This window comes from Chromobacterium sp. ATCC 53434, from assembly GCF_002848345.1.
Lineage (GTDB): Bacteria > Pseudomonadota > Gammaproteobacteria > Burkholderiales > Chromobacteriaceae > Chromobacterium.
In genome coordinates this window covers 4463968-4479206 of record NZ_CP025429.1, presented here as the reverse complement: position 1 = coordinate 4479206, position 15239 = coordinate 4463968, and the positions used below count along the sequence as shown (strand labels likewise).

General features: G+C 63.7%; 15 protein-coding genes. 5 read left to right on the top strand and 10 right to left on the bottom strand.

The features are described from left to right. Nucleotides 1–39: 39 nt before the first annotated feature. Together dnaN and dnaA are read right to left on the bottom strand one after the other, a co-directional pair. Nucleotides 40–1149, bottom strand: a complete 1110-nt coding sequence (gene dnaN / locus CXB49_RS19965) for a DNA polymerase III subunit beta (RefSeq protein ID WP_101709988.1) — start codon at nucleotides 1147–1149, stop codon at nucleotides 40–42. A 42-nt stretch (nucleotides 1150–1191) separates the two neighbouring features. Next, a complete protein-coding gene (gene dnaA, locus CXB49_RS19960; protein ID WP_101709987.1) occupies nucleotides 1192–2598 on the bottom strand; it encodes a chromosomal replication initiator protein DnaA in 1407 nt (468 codons plus the stop codon). Nucleotides 2599–2928: 330 nt separating this feature from the next. On the opposite strand from dnaA, the gene rpmH reads away from it, so the two are divergent. The 5 genes from rpmH to mnmE all read left to right on the top strand — a co-directional run bounded on the left by rpmH (nucleotide 2929) and on the right by mnmE (nucleotide 6848). After that, nucleotides 2929–3063, top strand: a complete 135-nt coding sequence (gene rpmH / locus CXB49_RS19955; protein WP_101709986.1) for a 50S ribosomal protein L34 — start codon at nucleotides 2929–2931, stop codon at nucleotides 3061–3063. 4 nt (nucleotides 3064–3067) lie between these two features. Continuing rightward, nucleotides 3068–3433 (top strand): ribonuclease P protein component, encoded by a 366-nt coding sequence (gene rnpA / locus CXB49_RS19950; protein WP_101709985.1) that lies wholly within the window; start codon nucleotides 3068–3070, stop codon nucleotides 3431–3433. Continuing rightward, nucleotides 3409–3618, top strand: a complete 210-nt coding sequence (gene yidD, locus CXB49_RS19945) for a membrane protein insertion efficiency factor YidD (protein ID WP_101709984.1) — start codon at nucleotides 3409–3411, stop codon at nucleotides 3616–3618. Before rnpA ends, yidD begins: the two co-directional genes overlap by 25 nt. Nucleotides 3619–3637: 19 nt before the next feature. Next, the gene (gene yidC, locus CXB49_RS19940; protein WP_101709983.1) at nucleotides 3638–5260 is read left to right on the top strand and encodes a membrane protein insertase YidC; all 1623 of its coding nucleotides are present in this window, start codon (nucleotides 3638–3640) and stop codon (nucleotides 5258–5260) included. A gap of 235 nt (nucleotides 5261–5495) precedes the next feature. Beyond that, complete coding sequence (gene mnmE / locus CXB49_RS19935; protein ID WP_101709982.1) at nucleotides 5496–6848, top strand: tRNA uridine-5-carboxymethylaminomethyl(34) synthesis GTPase MnmE; 1353 nt, start codon at nucleotides 5496–5498, stop codon at nucleotides 6846–6848. 147 nt (nucleotides 6849–6995) lie between these two features. On the opposite strand, the gene CXB49_RS19930 is transcribed toward mnmE, so the two are convergent. From CXB49_RS19930 to CXB49_RS19895, 8 genes are all read right to left on the bottom strand, one after another. Further along, nucleotides 6996–7199 (bottom strand): hypothetical protein, encoded by a 204-nt coding sequence (locus CXB49_RS19930; protein ID WP_199406723.1) that lies wholly within the window; start codon nucleotides 7197–7199, stop codon nucleotides 6996–6998. 162 nt (nucleotides 7200–7361) lie between these two features. Beyond that, the gene (locus CXB49_RS19925; protein WP_101709981.1) at nucleotides 7362–8621 is read right to left on the bottom strand and encodes a glycosyltransferase family 9 protein; all 1260 of its coding nucleotides are present in this window, start codon (nucleotides 8619–8621) and stop codon (nucleotides 7362–7364) included. 768 nt (nucleotides 8622–9389) lie between these two features. Beyond that, complete coding sequence (locus tag CXB49_RS19920) at nucleotides 9390–10127, bottom strand: ABC transporter permease (protein ID WP_101709980.1); 738 nt, start codon at nucleotides 10125–10127, stop codon at nucleotides 9390–9392. Further along, complete coding sequence (locus CXB49_RS19915) at nucleotides 10124–11053, bottom strand: ABC transporter ATP-binding protein (protein ID WP_101709979.1); 930 nt, start codon at nucleotides 11051–11053, stop codon at nucleotides 10124–10126. Before CXB49_RS19915 ends, CXB49_RS19920 begins: the two co-directional genes overlap by 4 nt. Continuing rightward, complete coding sequence (locus CXB49_RS19910) at nucleotides 11050–12189, bottom strand: ABC transporter permease (protein WP_101709978.1); 1140 nt, start codon at nucleotides 12187–12189, stop codon at nucleotides 11050–11052. Before CXB49_RS19910 ends, CXB49_RS19915 begins: the two co-directional genes overlap by 4 nt. Before the next feature lie 19 nt (nucleotides 12190–12208). Beyond that, entirely contained in the window at nucleotides 12209–13126 is a 918-nt protein-coding gene (locus CXB49_RS19905) for an ABC transporter substrate-binding protein (protein ID WP_101709977.1), read from the bottom strand. A 129-nt stretch (nucleotides 13127–13255) separates the two neighbouring features. Beyond that, entirely contained in the window at nucleotides 13256–13555 is a 300-nt protein-coding gene (locus CXB49_RS19900; RefSeq protein ID WP_101709976.1) for a GIY-YIG nuclease family protein, read from the bottom strand. Then, nucleotides 13542–15125: a TerC family protein gene (locus CXB49_RS19895; RefSeq protein ID WP_101709975.1), complete on the bottom strand. Its 1584-nt coding sequence runs from the start codon at nucleotides 15123–15125 to the stop codon at nucleotides 13542–13544. Before CXB49_RS19895 ends, CXB49_RS19900 begins: the two co-directional genes overlap by 14 nt. Nucleotides 15126–15239 lie beyond the last annotated feature (114 nt).

Below are 15239 nucleotides of genomic sequence, written 5' to 3'. Positions count from 1 at the left end.
AACCCGGTGGGCGGCTGGGCCGCCCGCTCCGTTCTACATTTAGATGCGCATCGGCATCACGATGTACTTGAAGTTGCTGACGTCCGGAATGGTGAACAGCGCGCTGCGGTTGGAGTCGCCAAACGCCAGTTGCAGGGTGTCGGCCGGCAGATTGGTCAGCACGTCCAGCAGGTAGTTGATGTTGAAGCCGATTTCCAGCGTGCCGCCCTGGAAGGCGATTTCCAGCTCTTCCTCGGCCTCTTCCTGTTCGCTGTTGGTGCACAGGATGGACATCTTGCCCGGCGCCAGCACCAGGCGCACGCCGCGGAATTTCTCGTTGGCCAGGATGGCGGCGCGTTGCAGCGCGTGCAGGAATTCCAGACGTTCGATCAGGAACAGCTTGTCGTTGTCCAGCGGGATCACGCGGTTGTAGTCGGGGAACTTGCCGTCCACCACCTTGCTGATGATGACGGTGGCGCCAAAGCTGAAGCGCACCTGGTTGGCCAGCACTTCGATCTTGATCTCGTCGTCGCTGTCCTGCAGCAGCTTGTACAGCTCGATGATAGTCTTGCGCGGCAGGATCACCTCGGCCTTCGGCAGGGTGGCGGTGACGTCGGCGCTGGCGAAGGCCAGGCGGTGGCCGTCGGTGGCCACCAGGCGCACCTGGTTGCCGTCGGTCTGCATCAGCAGGCCGTTCAAATAGTAGCGGATGTCCTGCACCGCCATCGCGTACTGCACCTGGGAGATCAGGCGCTTCAGCTCGCGCTGCGACAGCGTGAAGCTGGATTCGCCGGCGCTGCCCACGGACAGCAGCGGGAAGTCTTCGGCCGGCAGCGTCTGCAGGTTGAAGCGGCTCTTGCCGGCCTTCAGCACCAGGCGGCCGCCGTCCAGCTGTTCCAGCGTCACGGCGGTGTTGCCGGGGATGGCGCGCAGGATGTCCTGCAGCTTCTTGGCCGAGGTGGTCAGGCGGAAATCCTCGCCCGGCAACTCGTCGCTGCTGGCGGTGGTGATCTGGATTTCCAGGTCGGTGGCCAGGAAGCCTACCTGTCCGCCCTTTTTCTCGATCAGGACGTTGGACAGGATGGGCAGGGTGTGACGACGCTCGACAATGCCGGTGACTGCCAGCAGGGGCTTGAGCAGGGCATCGCGTTCGGCTTGCAGGATCAGCATGTGGCGGGCTCCCAATGAATGGTGAAGAGTCGGATCATGGTGTTAATTGCGCAGCATGGAAAGCAGCGCTTCGTAATCGTGTGCGATGTCGGCGTCGTTGGCGCGCATCTCGGTGATGGTCTTGCAGGCGTGCAGCACCGTGGTGTGGTCGCGGCCGCCGAAGGCGTCGCCGATATTCGGCAGGGACAGCTGGGTCAGCTCCTTGGCCAGGGCCATCGCCACCTGGCGCGGCCGGGCGATGTCGCGGCTGCGCTTCTTGCTGTGCATGTCGGACAGCTTGATCTTGTAGTACTCGGCCACCGTCTTCTGAATGGCGTCCACGGTCACCTGGCGGTTGCCGGCGGCCAGGATGTCCTTCAGCGCTTCCTTCACCAGCTCCAGTGTGATGTTCTGGTTGGTGAAGCGGGCGTAGGCCACCACACGCTTCAGCGCGCCTTCCAGCTCGCGCACGTTGGAGCGCACGTTCTGGGCGATGAAGAAGGCGACGTTGTGTTCCAGCTTGATGCTGTCGGCCTCGGCCTTCTTCATCAGAATGGCCACGCGCATTTCCAGCTCCGGCGGCTGGATTTCCACCGTCAGGCCCCAGGAGAAGCGGGAGATCAGCCGCTCTTCCATGCCTTCTATCTGCTTGGGGTAGCTGTCGCAGGTCATGATGACCTGCTTGCCGCCCTCGATCAGCGCGTTGAAGGCGTAGAAGAACTCTTCCTGGGTGCGGTTCTTGCCGGCGAAGAACTGGATGTCGTCAATCAGCAACAGGTCCAGCGAGTGGTAGTAGCGCTTGAACTCGTCGAAGGCCTTGTGCTGGTAGGCGCGCATGATGTCGGCCACATAGCGTTCGGCGTGGATGTAGCGGATCTTGGCCTGCGGGTTCTTCTGGAACACGTGGTTGCCGATGGCCTGGATCAAGTGAGTCTTACCCAGGCCCACGCCGCCGTAGACGAACAGCGGGTTATAGGCCTGGTCGCCCGGATTCTCGGCGATCTGCATCGCCGCGGCGCGCGCCAGCTGGTTGCCCTTGCCGGTCACTAGCGTGTCGAAGGTGAAGGACGGGTTCAGCCGCGTGCTCTCGTGGCTGCCGCCTATGGCCTTCACCGCGGCCTGCTTGGCCGGGGACGGCGCGGCCGGCGCGTTGCTGGCGGCGGCCTTGGCCGGCTCGCGGACCTTGGGCTGGCCGCCGGGGGCGGCCGGCTGCAGCGGCTTCGTCGACGGCGCGCCCAGACGCAGCTCCACCAGACACTCGCCCACCAGTTCCACCGCCAGCTCTTCTATGCGGCCAAGGAAGCGATCCTTGATGAACTGCATGATGAAGCGGTTCGGCGCGAACAGCGCAATGCCTTCGTCGCCGGCTTCGGCAGTCAGCGGCTTGATCCAGGTGTTGAACTGTTGCGAAGACAGTTCGGCCTCCAGGCGAGCGAGGCAAGCAGGCCAGAATTGATCCAGTTCGGTCATTACATATACGCAAGTGAAAGCGAAAAACCCGCTGCGGGCACAGGGCTTGCAACAGCGGGAGGAGCCGCATGCGGCGCTGGCGCAACAGGCGCGCAGGCGGCGGATATTCGGCATGGAAGCGGCCGGCAGGCTGCGGTGGTGGAACGCGGCGGGCAGCGGCCCTGGTGGCGTTCATTTGTTGTGCAGCCGGACGGCAACGGTAAACCCAGACATTCTAACGGTTTTTTGCAAAGTTATCCACAGGGGTGGAGAAAATTCCTCGTTGACAAAGCGACGAATATCTAGTCAAATCACGCGTTTATTTCCGTTTCGAAACAGGAAACCCATATCATGAAACGTACTTACCAGCCTTCCAAGACCCGTCGCGCACGCACCCACGGCTTCCTGGTCCGCATGAAGACCAAGGGCGGCCGTCGCGTCATCGCCGCTCGCCGCGCCAAGGGCCGCAAGCAACTGGCCGTCTAAGCCTTTGTCGGCTTACCGCTTTCGCCGTGCGTACCGGCTATTAAAAACGGATGAGTTCTCATCCGTTTTTAGTTTGCGGCAGCAGCGCAGCAATGCGTTCTTCCAGGTGTACGCCCGCGCCAACGGTCTGGACCACGCCCGTGTCGGGCTGGTGGTCGGCAAGAAGGTCGCCAAGCGGGCGGTGCGACGCAATTACATCAAGCGCTGCGTGCGCGAGTGGTTCCGCCTGAATCAGCATGGCCTGGGCGGCGTGGACTACGTGGTGCGCGCCAAGACGGCGTTTACCCGCGAACAGCGCGCCGAAGCTGTAACGGCTTTGCAGGCGTTGTTTGCTAAACTGGCACGATGTCGCGCATCCTCATCCTCCTGATCCGTTTCTACCAGCTGGCTATCAGCCCGTGGCTGGCACCGCGTTGCCGCTTCCAGCCCACCTGTTCCAGCTACGCGATCGAGGCGGTGAGAAAACACGGCGCGCTCAAGGGCGGCTGGCTGGCCGCCCGCCGCATCGGACGTTGTCACCCCTGGGGCGGCAGCGGCTATGACCCGGTTCCCTGAACTTTCCGGTATCGAGAAGATGGATTCCAAGCGACTGATAATCTTTGTTCTACTGTCTGTGGGCATCCTGTTTGGGTGGAATGAGTATTTCATGCCCAAGCACACCCAGCAGCAGGCGGCCAAGACCGAGGCCGCGGCCAGCGCCGCGCAGCCGGTTGACGGCAACAAGCTGACTTATGGCCAACGCATTCGCGTCAAGACCGATGTGGTCGAGGCCGAGATCGATACCGTGGGCGGCGATCTGCGTTCGCTGAAGCTGCTGAAGCACGGCGCCGCCGAAGACCACAATCAGCCGTTCCAGCTGTTCGAGGACGACGCCAAGCGCACCTATGTGGCCCAGACCGGCCTGGTGGCGGCGAGCAACCCGGCGCTGCCGACGCATAAAACCGTCTTCACCGCCGACAAGTCCAGCTACGAGCTGAACGGCGACAAGCTGGAAGTGAAGCTGACCGCGCCGGACGCCAACGGCGTCAAGGTGAGCAAGGTCTACACCTTCGACAAGGGCAGCTACGAGATCGGCGTCCGCTACGACATCGTCAATGGCGGCACCACGCCGGTGGCGCCGATGGCCTACTACCGCCTGCTGCGCGACAGCCAGGCGCCGGAAGGTGAGGGCCGTTTCGCTCACACCTACACCGGCCCGGCCGTGTACACCTCCGAGCACAAGTTCCAGAAGGTCAGCTTCGACGACCTGGCCAAGGGCAAGGGCGACTACGCCAAGACCACCACCGACGGTTGGGTGGCGATGGTGCAGCACTACTTCCTGTCCGCCTGGGTGCTGAAGCCGCTGGACGGCAAGACCGTGTGCAAGGACGAGCGCGCCTGCCGCTTTGAACTGAGCCAGACCGGCGGCCTGAATTCCGCCGCCGCGCTGGTGGACTACGCCGCCATCGCCCCGGGCAAGAGCCTGAGCGTGTCGGTGCCGCTGTACGCCGGTCCGGAAGAGTACAACCTGATCTCCAAGGTGGCCGACGGCATGGAATATGCCAAGGACTTCGGCATGTTCTACATCTTCGCCTCGCCGCTGTTCTGGCTGCTGGTGAAGCTGCACGCGCTGGTCAGCAACTGGGGTTGGGCCATCATCCTGCTGACGCTGACGGTGAAGGCGGTGTTCTACCCGCTGACCGCCGCCTCCTATCGTTCGATGGCCAAGATGAAGGCGCTGGCGCCGCGTCTGGAGCGGATGAAGGAGCAGTACGGCGACGACCGCATGAAGTTCCAGCAGGCGGTGATGGAGATGTACAAGACCGAGAAGGTCAATCCGCTGGGCGGCTGCCTGCCGATGCTGATCCAGATCCCGGTGTTCATCGGCCTCTATTGGGCGCTGCTGGCATCGGTGGAACTGCGCGGCGCGCCGTGGGTGCTGTGGTATACCGACCTGGCCCGTCCGGATCCGTACTACATCCTGCCGGCCATCATGGCCGCCACGATGTTCCTGCAGACCTTCCTGAACCCGCCGCCGGCCGATCCGATGCAGGCGAAGATGATGAAGATCATGCCGCTGGCCTTCTCGGCGCTGTTCTTCTTCTTCCCGGCCGGCCTGGTGCTGTACTACGTGGTGAACAACGTGCTGTCGATCGCGCAGCAGTGGTTCATCAACAAGCAGATCGCCAACAGCAACAAGGCCGCGCTGCAGTCGTAAGCGACCCGTCCTAATTGCTGATCGAACCCGGCCACTGGCCGGGTTTTTTGCTGGATAATTAGATAAATCAGTTTGCCGCGGGCATGAAGCCGGTGCGGAGCATGAGCGCAAGGCGGCCTGCCTCCCTCTCCCCTCGCGGGAGAGGGCCGGGGAGAGGGGCGATGCCGACTCTTGATGCCCGATGTCCGCCCGTGTACCAGCCCGCCGTCCGCGGCAAAGCATCCAAGGAATGCCGATGAATCTCAGCTACACCCCCGCCACCATCTGCGCCGTCGCCACCGCTCCGGGACGCGGCGGCGTCGGCGTGATCCGCGTGTCCGGCAAGAACCTGCTGCCGTTCGCGCAGGCCATCTCCAATGGCAAGACGCCGAAGCCGCGCTACGCGACCTACACCGACTTCGTCGACGCCGAGGGCCAGGCGCTGGACAACGGCCTGATGCTGTTCTTCCCCGGCCCCAACAGCTTCACCGGCGAGGACGTGATCGAGCTGCAGGGCCATGGCGGGCCGGTGGTGCTGAAGATGCTGCTGTCGCGCTGCGTGGAGCTGGGCGCGCGGCTGGCCGAGCCGGGCGAGTTCACCAAGCGGGCCTTCCTCAACGACAAGCTGGACCTGGCCCAGGCCGAAAGCGTGGCCGACCTGATAGACGCCAGCAGCGAGACGGCGGCCAGGAGCGCGTTGAAGTCGCTGAAGGGCGCGTTCTCGCGCGAGGTACACGGCCTGGTGGACGAGCTGATCAATCTGCGCATGCTGGTCGAGGCGACGCTGGACTTCCCGGACGAGGAGATAGACTTCCTGAAGCAGGCCGACGCGCTGGGCCGCTTGCAGCGGCTGCGCGGCCATCTGGTCGGCGTGCAGGCTACCGCCAAGCAGGGCGCCATCCTGCGCGAGGGCATGCACGTGGTGCTGGTGGGCCAGCCCAATGTCGGCAAGTCCAGCCTGATGAACGCGCTGGCCGGCGACGACGTCGCCATCGTCACCGATATCGCCGGCACCACCCGGGACACGGTGCGCGAGGAGATCGTCATCGACGGCGTACCGGTGCACGTGATCGACACCGCCGGCCTGCGCGACACCGACGACGTGGTGGAGAAGATAGGCATAGAGCGCACCTGGCAGGCGGTGGAGCGCGCCGATCTGGCGTTGCTGCTGGTGGACAGCCGCGAGGGCCGGACCGCCGAGGTGCAGGCGATACTGGAGCGGCTGCCGCCGGCGCTGCCCAGGGTGCAGGTCTTCAACAAGGTGGACCTGTCCGGCGAGGCCGCCGGCCTGTCGGAGCTGGACGGCCATCCGCTGGTCAGGCTGTCGGCCCGCACCCACGACGGCGTCGACATCCTGAAGGCCAAGCTGTTGGAGATGATAGGCTATAGCGGCGCCGACGAGGGCGTGTTCCTGGCGCGGCAGCGCCACCTGGACGCGATCGCCCGCGCCGCCGACCACCTGGAGCTGGCCGAGGCCGACTGGGAGCAGGTGGAGATCTTCGCCGAGGAATTGCGGATGGCGCAGAACGCGCTGTCCGAGATCACCGGCGCCTTCTCCGCCGACGATCTGCTGGGCGTGATCTTCTCGCGCTTCTGCATAGGCAAGTAAGCGCGCGATCCCTGCCCCGAAACCACCGCTTGCCGGTGGTTTTTTGCTTTCTGGCGGGCACCGTGGTCCCGGGGGCGGCCGGCGGGCTTATCCACAGAAATCGCGCCGGGCCGTTCTTATCCACAGCGGCCGCGCCGGGCCGCCGGTTCAGCCATGCCGTTGCGGGCTCAGCGATTCCTCCAGCCACAAAAACGCCTGGTCGACGACGATGGCCAGCAGCGCCACCGGCAGCGCGCCCTGTATCACATAGGCGGTGTTGAAGCCGGACAGGCCGACGATGATGGGCAGGCCCAGCGTGCGGGCGCCGAAATTGTTTGCTGGCGTGGCTTGTAATAGTAGATTTTCTACCATGCTTGCTTGTTATCAGACGGTTATCGTTGATTTCTGAAGCATGGGTTGTCGGGGTACGACGACTTGGTTTGGCGCTGTCGCGGTGTAGGCTTGCTCATGAGTTTCTTTATCTCTTGAGCAAGCCTACCGATTGATCTAGTTAAATTCTAAGCTAGATAAATTTCATACCGTGCTTAAAAATTTTACCGCCTCTTTAGCGACTAATTTTGCGCTTATGCTATTTGTGCAAATAGGAATATCGAATCCTGCGGGACATTTCTCCATCCAGTTATTGGTTGACCACCAGCAATTTCCACACTCTTTCGGCAATATATTGATATTGCTTGGATAGGAGAACCAATCCGAGTTGGTCGGGCCAAACAAAACGATGCTACGTACACCTAAAGATGCAGCGATATGAACAAGGCCGGACTCAGCATCTATATGAAGTAGCGATTTTGATAGCACAGTCGTGGCTTGATCAAAGCTAAGTTTGTTTTTGAAATTGATATCAACGCCGTCAATATTCGATCCGGTCGCTCCGCCTAACTGAACGATCGTTATATCGCTTCGTTCTTTTTTTATCAAGGCAACAATTTCCGCCCATTTTTCTATTGGTACCGATTTGGTTGGTCTATGGCTTTTTATCGGAAAATTGCCATCCCAACCATCATGAATGGTAATGTAATTCTTATCTAATAAGGCAGAGGGGAGCTGAGATGCGAGCTCGATATCCAAGAGGTCGCTCGTATACTTGATCCCCAGCGTGTGATGGAGGTATGTATAGCGACGATGCCCCTGTTTGGTGGCAATGTCGGAAAAGGCGCCATCAAGGGTGGGATGCAGCCTTATATATCGATCATACTTATTCTTTGTGGCAACTGTATTCGAGAATATGCTAAGCAGCTTAGGATGTTTAGCAGTAATCTCTTGAAGATTGGCTACGCCATCCTCGAAATAGACAAATTGATTTGCGATAAGTGAGAACTGGTAGTAATGCTTGGTTTGATCGAATGCATCTATGTGCATGCATTCTCGAAAGCCTTTTATTTTGCTAAAGAATGGTCTAATGACAGCGGGGGATTGAAAGTAAATATCGAATTGATATTCGCCAATATTGGCCACTAAATCCCGGGCCATTCTTGCAATGATGACGGCATCGCCTATCCCGCCGGTTATTCTGATACAGAAAATATTCTGTTTCACCTTCTTTGGCGGGGAAAGATGAATGCTGTTATGCACCGAGTATGAAAGGCGAAGCTTGTCTTTGATTTTTTGATACAGGCGTCTTGCAATATGGCTTACTATTTGGGTATTGGATCGAGAAAGGCGCCATTCTTGATACCGACCGGAAATTTTTTCTTTCAGGGAGAGGCGGTTCGCAACAATTTTTTTTCTGTACGCTCTATGTTTTTCGACAAGGCGAAATTTTTTTTGAATCATGATCTAGGCTTTTGAAAAGGGCGGCAAGCAGCGATAAAAGAATACTGACTTGTCGTCGAAATGCATGGTGATATAGCAGGTGATAATAACAATCAATCCAGTAATCGTTATTCACGAAAATGGGTTCATTTTACTTGAGAAACGCGCTGCCGCACAAACACTCGGTTGATGCCATTGTCGGGTAATTTTGTTGAACAGTTGCAGTTGCTTTCAGCTTGGCAACGTTTTCACCATGATTATGGGAGTCTCCTCAACGTGGCTCAGTCCGCTGGCAGGCATGTCCGTGCTTGGGCTACGGCTTGCCAAGGAGCTAAATTTGCTTCGATGAAAGCGCCATGTGGCATGTAATGCTGTGGCATTTATTTTAAATGACAATGGAATTGAATGTCGTTCGGCCATTACGTAACTGTTCTGCATGGCGGTAAGGCTAAGTCACTGCGCCGTGCACAGTCACCCGAATAGCTTGATTTCATCGAAATGTTCTTATTCACGGTATAGCAAATTATTGGCAGTTGTTGTTTTTTGGCGAAGACCGAGTAGGGAAAACCAAAGCGCTGGCATTGGTTTTGTAGATTGCAGGGCATTAAGACACTGGCGAGAGCGGGCAATAGCAAGAGCCGGCATGCACGGAAGCTGGCAATGACACCGTCGTTTCCAGTGCGTTTGGCAAGCGTTGTCGCTACAGATAGAGCCATCCATTTTTATGAAGTTCAATATGACGGAAAGGCGCAGCGACGGGTTGGCGGTGAGCCGGGTCTTGATGGCGGACTATGGTTTGCCAAGATCAGGAGGTCTCAGCCAGTCGCCCAGCCACAAAAACGCCTGGTCGACGACGATGGCCAGCAGCGCCACCGGTAGCGCGCCCTGTATCACGTAGGCGGTGTTGAAGCCGGACAGGCCGACGATGATGGGCAGGCCCAGCGTGCGGGCGCCGACGGTGGACGCTAGCGCGGCGGTGCCGATATTGATCACCATCGCGGTGCGCACGCCGGCGACGATGACCGGCGCCGCCAGCGGCAGCTCCACCCGCCACAGCATCTGCGCCGGGCTCATGCCCATGCCGCGCGCCGCCTCGCGCGCGTCTTCCGGCACCGAGGCCAGGCCGGCCAGCGCGGCGTGGGTGATGGGCAGCAGGCTGTACAGCGCCAGCGCGATCAGCGCCGGCGCGGCGCCGAAGCCTATCAGCGGCACCGTCAGCGCCAGCACCGCCACCGGCGGAAACGATTGGGCGATGGCCAGCAGCGTCTCCAGCAGCGGGCGGAAATCGCCGCCGGCGGGCCGGCCGACCCACAGCGCGGCGGCGATGCCTAGCACGGAGGCGCCGCCGCCGGACAGCGCGACGATGCCCAGGTGGGCGAGCAAGAGCTCGGCGATGTCGTCCTGCTGGTATAGCGGGCGGTCCAGCTCCGGGAACAGATGGTGGAACAGCGGCGCGCCATGCGGCAGAGCCAGCAGCAGCGCGGCCAGCGCCAGCGCGCCGACAATCAGGCCGATGCGCCGCCTCATGCCGGCGCGCCCAGCAGGTCTTCGAAGCGCAGCGCGCCGATTTCGGCGCCGGCGGCGTCCACCACCGGCAGCGCCGTCGCGCCCTGGACGATGAAGGCCGACAGCGCCTGGCGCAGCGTGGCGTCGGCCCGGACTGGGTCGCCGGCGGCGCGCTCGCCGGGCCGCATCCGCTCGGCGACGCGCTGCAGGCCCAGCAAGCGCACGCCGGCCTCGTCGGGCTGGAAGAAATCGCGGACGAAGTCGTTGGCCGGATGCAGCAGGATGTCGCGCGGGCTGCCCTGTTGCAGCAGGCGGCCCTGGTCCATCACCGCGATGCGCTGGCCCAGCAGCAACGCCTCGTCGATGTCGTGGGTGACCAGGACGATGGTCTTGCCGGACAGCCGGTGGATGCGGGCCAGTTCCTGTTGCAGGCTGGCGCGGGTGACCGGGTCCAGCGCGCCGAACGGCTCGTCCATCAGCAGCACGTCGGGATCGGCGGCCAACGCCCGCGCGACGCCGACGCGCTGCTGCTGGCCGCCGGACAGCTGCTGCGGGTAGCGCCGGCGGAAGTCGGCGGGGAGTTGCAGCAGCGCCAGCAGCTCGTCCACCCTATCCCGTATCCGCTGCCGCGGCCAGCCCAGCAATCTGGGCACCGCGGCGATGTTCTCTTCGACGTTCCAGTGCGGGAACAGGCCCACCGACTGTATCGCGTAGCCGATGTGGCGGCGCAGCCGCTCCGGCGGCTGTTCGCGGATGTCGCGGCCGGCGATGCGGATTTCGCCGCTGTCCGGCTCCAGCAGCCGGTTCAGCATTTTCAGCGTCGTCGATTTGCCGGAGCCGGAGCTGCCGACCAGCACCGCCAGCTCGCCTGCGGCCACATTCAGCGTCAGTTCCGACACCGCTTGCCAGCCGTGGAACGATTTGTTGACGGCGGAAATTTCTATCATCGGGGGGCGCGCTCCAGCCGCGAGGCCAGCAGTTTGAAGACGGTGTCGCAGCACAACGTCAGGATAACGATGGGCAGCGTGCCCAGCAGCACCTGGTCCGGCGCGCTGGCTGACAGGCCCTGGAACACGATGGCACCGAAGCCGCCGGCGCCTATCAGCGCCGCCACCGCCGCCAGGCCCACCGCCTGCACCGTGGTGACGCGCAGGCCGGTCATCAGCACCGGCAGCGCCAGCGGCAGCTCCACCAGGCGGAACACCTGCCACGGCGACATGCCGATGCCGCGCGCGCTGTCGCGGGCGGCGGCCGGCACCTGGCGCAGCGCGGCCAGCGCGCCGTGGGTCATCGGCAGCAGCGAGTACAGCGCCAGCGCGGTGACGGCCGGCGCCAGGCCGACGCCGGCGATGCCGGATTGCGGCCATAGCCGGCCCAGCCAGGCCAGCGGCGCGATCAACAGCGCGAACAGCGCCAGAGACGGCACCGTCTGCAGCGTGTTCAGCGCCGGAAACAGCCAGGCTTCGACGCGGGGGCGGCGGAAGGCCGCCAAGCCCAGCGCCGCGCCCAGCAGCGCGGCCGGCGGCACCGACAGCGCCAGCAATTGTAGATGGCGCAGCAGCGCCTGGTGGAAGGCGTCCGCGTCGTTGTGGTATTCGCGCAGCAAGGCCAGCGCGTCCAGCCGGCCGGCGGCCAGCAGGGCCAGCGCCGGCAGGCAGGCGGCGCAGACCGCCAGCGCGCGGGCCGGCGGCTTCAGGGCCAGGCCGCGCAGCGCCTCGGCCAGATAAAGGCCGGCGGCCAGCTGCAGCAGCCAGAAGCCGGCGCCGAAGGTGGTGCGCGAGAGCGCGTCCCGATCGCCGCCGCCCAAGCGTGCGGCCTCATGGCCTGCCAGCAGCAACAGTCCGTTGGCGAGCACGGCGGCGCACGGCGCCAACAGGCCGTGCAGCCGGCGGGCGTCGGCCAGCCACGGCGCCAGCAGCAGCGGCAGCGCCGGCATCAACAGCCAGGCGGCGCCGGGCAGCGCGGTAAGGTAGAGACCCTGGCCGCTCAGCAGGCGGTTGGGCGCGTGGCTGAGCAAGGGGCAGCAGGCGCCGGCCAGCAACAGCAGGGCCAGCGCCAGTCGCACCCGGTTGCGCGGCCGCATCAGGCGCGCGCCTTCGCCGTCACTTGATGAAGCCCTTGCGCTTCAGGTAGCCGGCGGCCACCTGGCGCGCATTGCGGCCTTCCAGCGCGATGCTGGCGTTCAACTGTTGCAGCGTCGGCTCGTCCAGCGATTGGAACACCGGCTTGAGCCAGGCGGCGATGTCCGGGTGGCGGGCCAGCGCGTCGGCGCGGATGATGGGCGTCGGCGCGTACACCGGCTGCACGCCCTGGGGGTCACGCAGCGCGATCAGGCCCAGCGCCGCCACCGGGCCGTCGGTGCCGTAGGCCATCGCGGCGTTGACGCCCGAGGTCTGCTCGGCCGCCGCCTTGACGGTGGCCGAGGTGTCGCCGCCGGCCAGCGCCAGCAGCTGGTCCCGGCGCAGCTTGAAGCCGTAGGCGTTCTGGAAGGCCGGCAGCGCGTCCGGCCGTTCGATGAATTCGGCCGAGGCGGCCAGCTTGAAGCGGCCGCCGCGGTTCAGCCAGGCGCCCAGATCGGCGAGCGTGCCGAGGTGGTTGGCGCTGGCGACATCGCGCCGGACGGCGATGGTCCAGGTGTTGTTGGCCGGCGCCGGCGCCAGCCAGACAATGCGGTTCTTGTCGTAATCGAGCTGTTTGACCCGCTGGTAGCCGGCGGCGGCCGATTTCCACGCCGGGTTCTTCTCGTCGGAGAAGAAGAAGGCGCCGTTGCCGGTGTATTCGGGGTAGATGTCGATCTCGCCGGCGGCGATGGCGGTGCGCACCACCTTGGTATTGCCCAGCGACAGCCGGCTCTCGGTCTTGACGCCGTGGGCTTCCAGCACCTGCTGGATGAGGTTGCCGAGCAGCGCGCCCTCGGTGTCTATCTTGGAGCCGACGCGGACGGCGTCGGCGGCGCTGGCCGCGGCGGCCAGCAGAGCGCCGGCCAATAGCGCGGCGATTCGGGAAATACTGCCTGGCATGATCCCTCCCGGTGGTGGCCCGGCCGCGGTTGCCGCCGCGGAGCGGACGCGATGACGATGGCGTTCACTATACCGTTCATCGCGCGGGCTAGGCCAGCGTCGGAGGAAAAGAGGGGGAGCGCCGGCGGCTCAGGCCGGGACGGCGGCGTCGCCGTGGCGGCCCAGGAAATCCCGCTTGGCCGCGGCGGACAGCTGCTTGAACGCGTGTTCGGCCTGCAGCGCGGCGGAGCGGCCGGGGTATTCGACGATCAGTGCGACGGCGACCGGCGGGTTCAAACGGGTGTAGCGCGCGCCCTTGCCTGCCTGGTGCTGGCGGTAGCGGCGCGCGACATCGGTGCTGACGCCGGTGTACAGCGCGCCGTCGGCGCAGCGCAGCACGTAGAGGAACCAGGGCCGGGGAAGGCCCTGGGCCGGATCAGATGCCGGCATCGAAGCTGTCGGACTGCGGGCTGATCAGCACCCGTTCGGTGCGGTTGCCCTTCTGCGCGGTGACGCGCAGCTTCCATTCGCCGATGCCGACTTCGTCGCCCTCGCGCGGGATGCGCTCCAGGCAGTCCATCAGCAGGCCGGCCACGGTGTGGAAGTCCTCGTCCTCGAAATCGCCCAGCGTCAGATACTGCTCCAGCGTCACCAATTCCAGGCTGCCCTCGACGTCGTAGCTGCCGTCGGCGTTGGCGACGATGGCCGGCAGTTCGTGACGCTCGTGCTCTTCCGGGAATTCGCCGGCGATCGCCTCCATCAGGTCCTTCTGGGTGACGATGCCTTCCAGACTGCCGAACTCGTTGACGACGAAGGCCATGTCGGCGGCGTGCTGGCGGAAGCTTTCCAGCGCCTTCAGCACGGTGACGGTCTCCGGCAGCACCAGCGGCTGGCGCAGCGCGGCGTCCACGTCCAGCGGGCGGCCGTCCAGGAGCTGGGCCAGCAGGTCCTTGCGGGCGACGATGCCCAGCGGCTCGTCTATGCTGCCGTCGCGTATCACCACCAGGCGCGAGTACGGGCTGTCCCGCAGCGCCTTGCGCTGCGCCGCTTCCGGCTGGCTCAGGTCCAGGCGGTGGATGTCGGCGCGCGGGGTGGCGATCACGCGGATCGGTCGCTCGGCCAGCGTCAGCACGCTGTGTATCATCGCGCGCTCGTTGTGGCCGAAGGCGGCGTCCTCCACCTGCTGCGGGCCGGCCTCGGGCTTGGCCTCGGCGTTGGCGGCGTCGGACAGCCGGCTGCCCATCAGGCTCAGCACCGCGTTGGCGGTGCGCTCGCGGAAGCTCTGCGAGCGGTTCATGTAGCGGATGCGGTTGGCCTGCGACACCTGGTTGAAGGCCTCGATCAGCACCGAGAAGCCGATGGCCGCGTACAGATAGCCCTTCGGTATGTGGAAGCCGAAACCGTCGGCGACCAGGCTGAAGCCTATCATCAACAGGAAGCCCAGACACAGCATCACCACCGTCGGATGGGCGTTGACGAAGGAAGTCAGCGGCTTGCTGGCGGCGATCATCAATATCATCGCGACGATGACGGCCAGCATCATCACCGGCAGGTGCTCGGACATGCCGATGGCGGTGACGACGGAGTCGATCGAGAACACTGCGTCCAGCACCAGAATCTGCGCGACGACGGTGGCGAAGGCGGCGTAGGCGCGCTGGCTGCCGCTCTTGACGTGGTCTACGCCCTCCAGCCGCTCATGCAGCTCGGTGGTGGCCTTGAACAGCAGGAAGACGCCGCCGCCCAGCATGATCAGGTCGCGGCCGGCGAAGCCGACGCCCATGACCGAGAACAGCGGCGTGGTCAGCGTGACCAGCCAGGAGACGCTGGCCAGCAGCAAGAGGCGCATGACGAGCGCCAGCGACAGGCCGACGATGCGGGCGCGGTCGCGTTGTTCTGGTGGAAGTTTTTCGGCCAGGATGGCCACGAAGATCAGGTTGTCTATGCCGAGTACGATCTCGAGGATGATCAGCGTCAAGAGGCCCAGCCAGGCGGCGGGGTCGGACAGCCATGAAAAGTCCATGATGGTGTAAAGCGTTCCTGTGCGATATAAAAAAGCGGTAAAAGCGCTACAAGCATACCAAATGCCGGCGCGGCGGGTAGGGAAAATGCAAAAAGCCCGGCGCTTCGGCCGGGC

What these genes read in the sequence shown, in the direction of transcription:
- CXB49_RS19925 (WP_101709981.1), bottom strand. Translation starts at nt 8,621, where the DNA reads ATGATTCAAAAAAAATTTCGCCTTGTCGAAAAACATAGAGCGTACAGA.
- CXB49_RS19905 (WP_101709977.1), bottom strand. Translation starts at nt 13,126, where the DNA reads ATGCCAGGCAGTATTTCCCGAATCGCCGCGCTATTGGCCGGCGCTCTG.
- CXB49_RS19920 (WP_101709980.1), bottom strand. Translation starts at nt 10,127, where the DNA reads ATGAGGCGGCGCATCGGCCTGATTGTCGGCGCGCTGGCGCTGGCCGCG.
- mnmE (WP_101709982.1), top strand. Translation starts at nt 5,496, where the DNA reads ATGAATCTCAGCTACACCCCCGCCACCATCTGCGCCGTCGCCACCGCT.
- CXB49_RS19895 (WP_101709975.1), bottom strand. Translation starts at nt 15,125, where the DNA reads ATGGACTTTTCATGGCTGTCCGACCCCGCCGCCTGGCTGGGCCTCTTG.
- yidD (WP_101709984.1), top strand. Translation starts at nt 3,409, where the DNA reads ATGTCGCGCATCCTCATCCTCCTGATCCGTTTCTACCAGCTGGCTATC.
- yidC (WP_101709983.1), top strand. Translation starts at nt 3,638, where the DNA reads ATGGATTCCAAGCGACTGATAATCTTTGTTCTACTGTCTGTGGGCATC.
- rpmH (WP_101709986.1), top strand. Translation starts at nt 2,929, where the DNA reads ATGAAACGTACTTACCAGCCTTCCAAGACCCGTCGCGCACGCACCCAC.
- CXB49_RS19900 (WP_101709976.1), bottom strand. Translation starts at nt 13,555, where the DNA reads ATGCCGGCATCTGATCCGGCCCAGGGCCTTCCCCGGCCCTGGTTCCTC.
- CXB49_RS19930 (WP_199406723.1), bottom strand. Translation starts at nt 7,199, where the DNA reads ATGGTAGAAAATCTACTATTACAAGCCACGCCAGCAAACAATTTCGGC.
- dnaA (WP_101709987.1), bottom strand. Translation starts at nt 2,598, where the DNA reads ATGACCGAACTGGATCAATTCTGGCCTGCTTGCCTCGCTCGCCTGGAG.
- CXB49_RS19910 (WP_101709978.1), bottom strand. Translation starts at nt 12,189, where the DNA reads ATGCGGCCGCGCAACCGGGTGCGACTGGCGCTGGCCCTGCTGTTGCTG.
- dnaN (WP_101709988.1), bottom strand. Translation starts at nt 1,149, where the DNA reads ATGCTGATCCTGCAAGCCGAACGCGATGCCCTGCTCAAGCCCCTGCTG.
- CXB49_RS19915 (WP_101709979.1), bottom strand. Translation starts at nt 11,053, where the DNA reads ATGATAGAAATTTCCGCCGTCAACAAATCGTTCCACGGCTGGCAAGCG.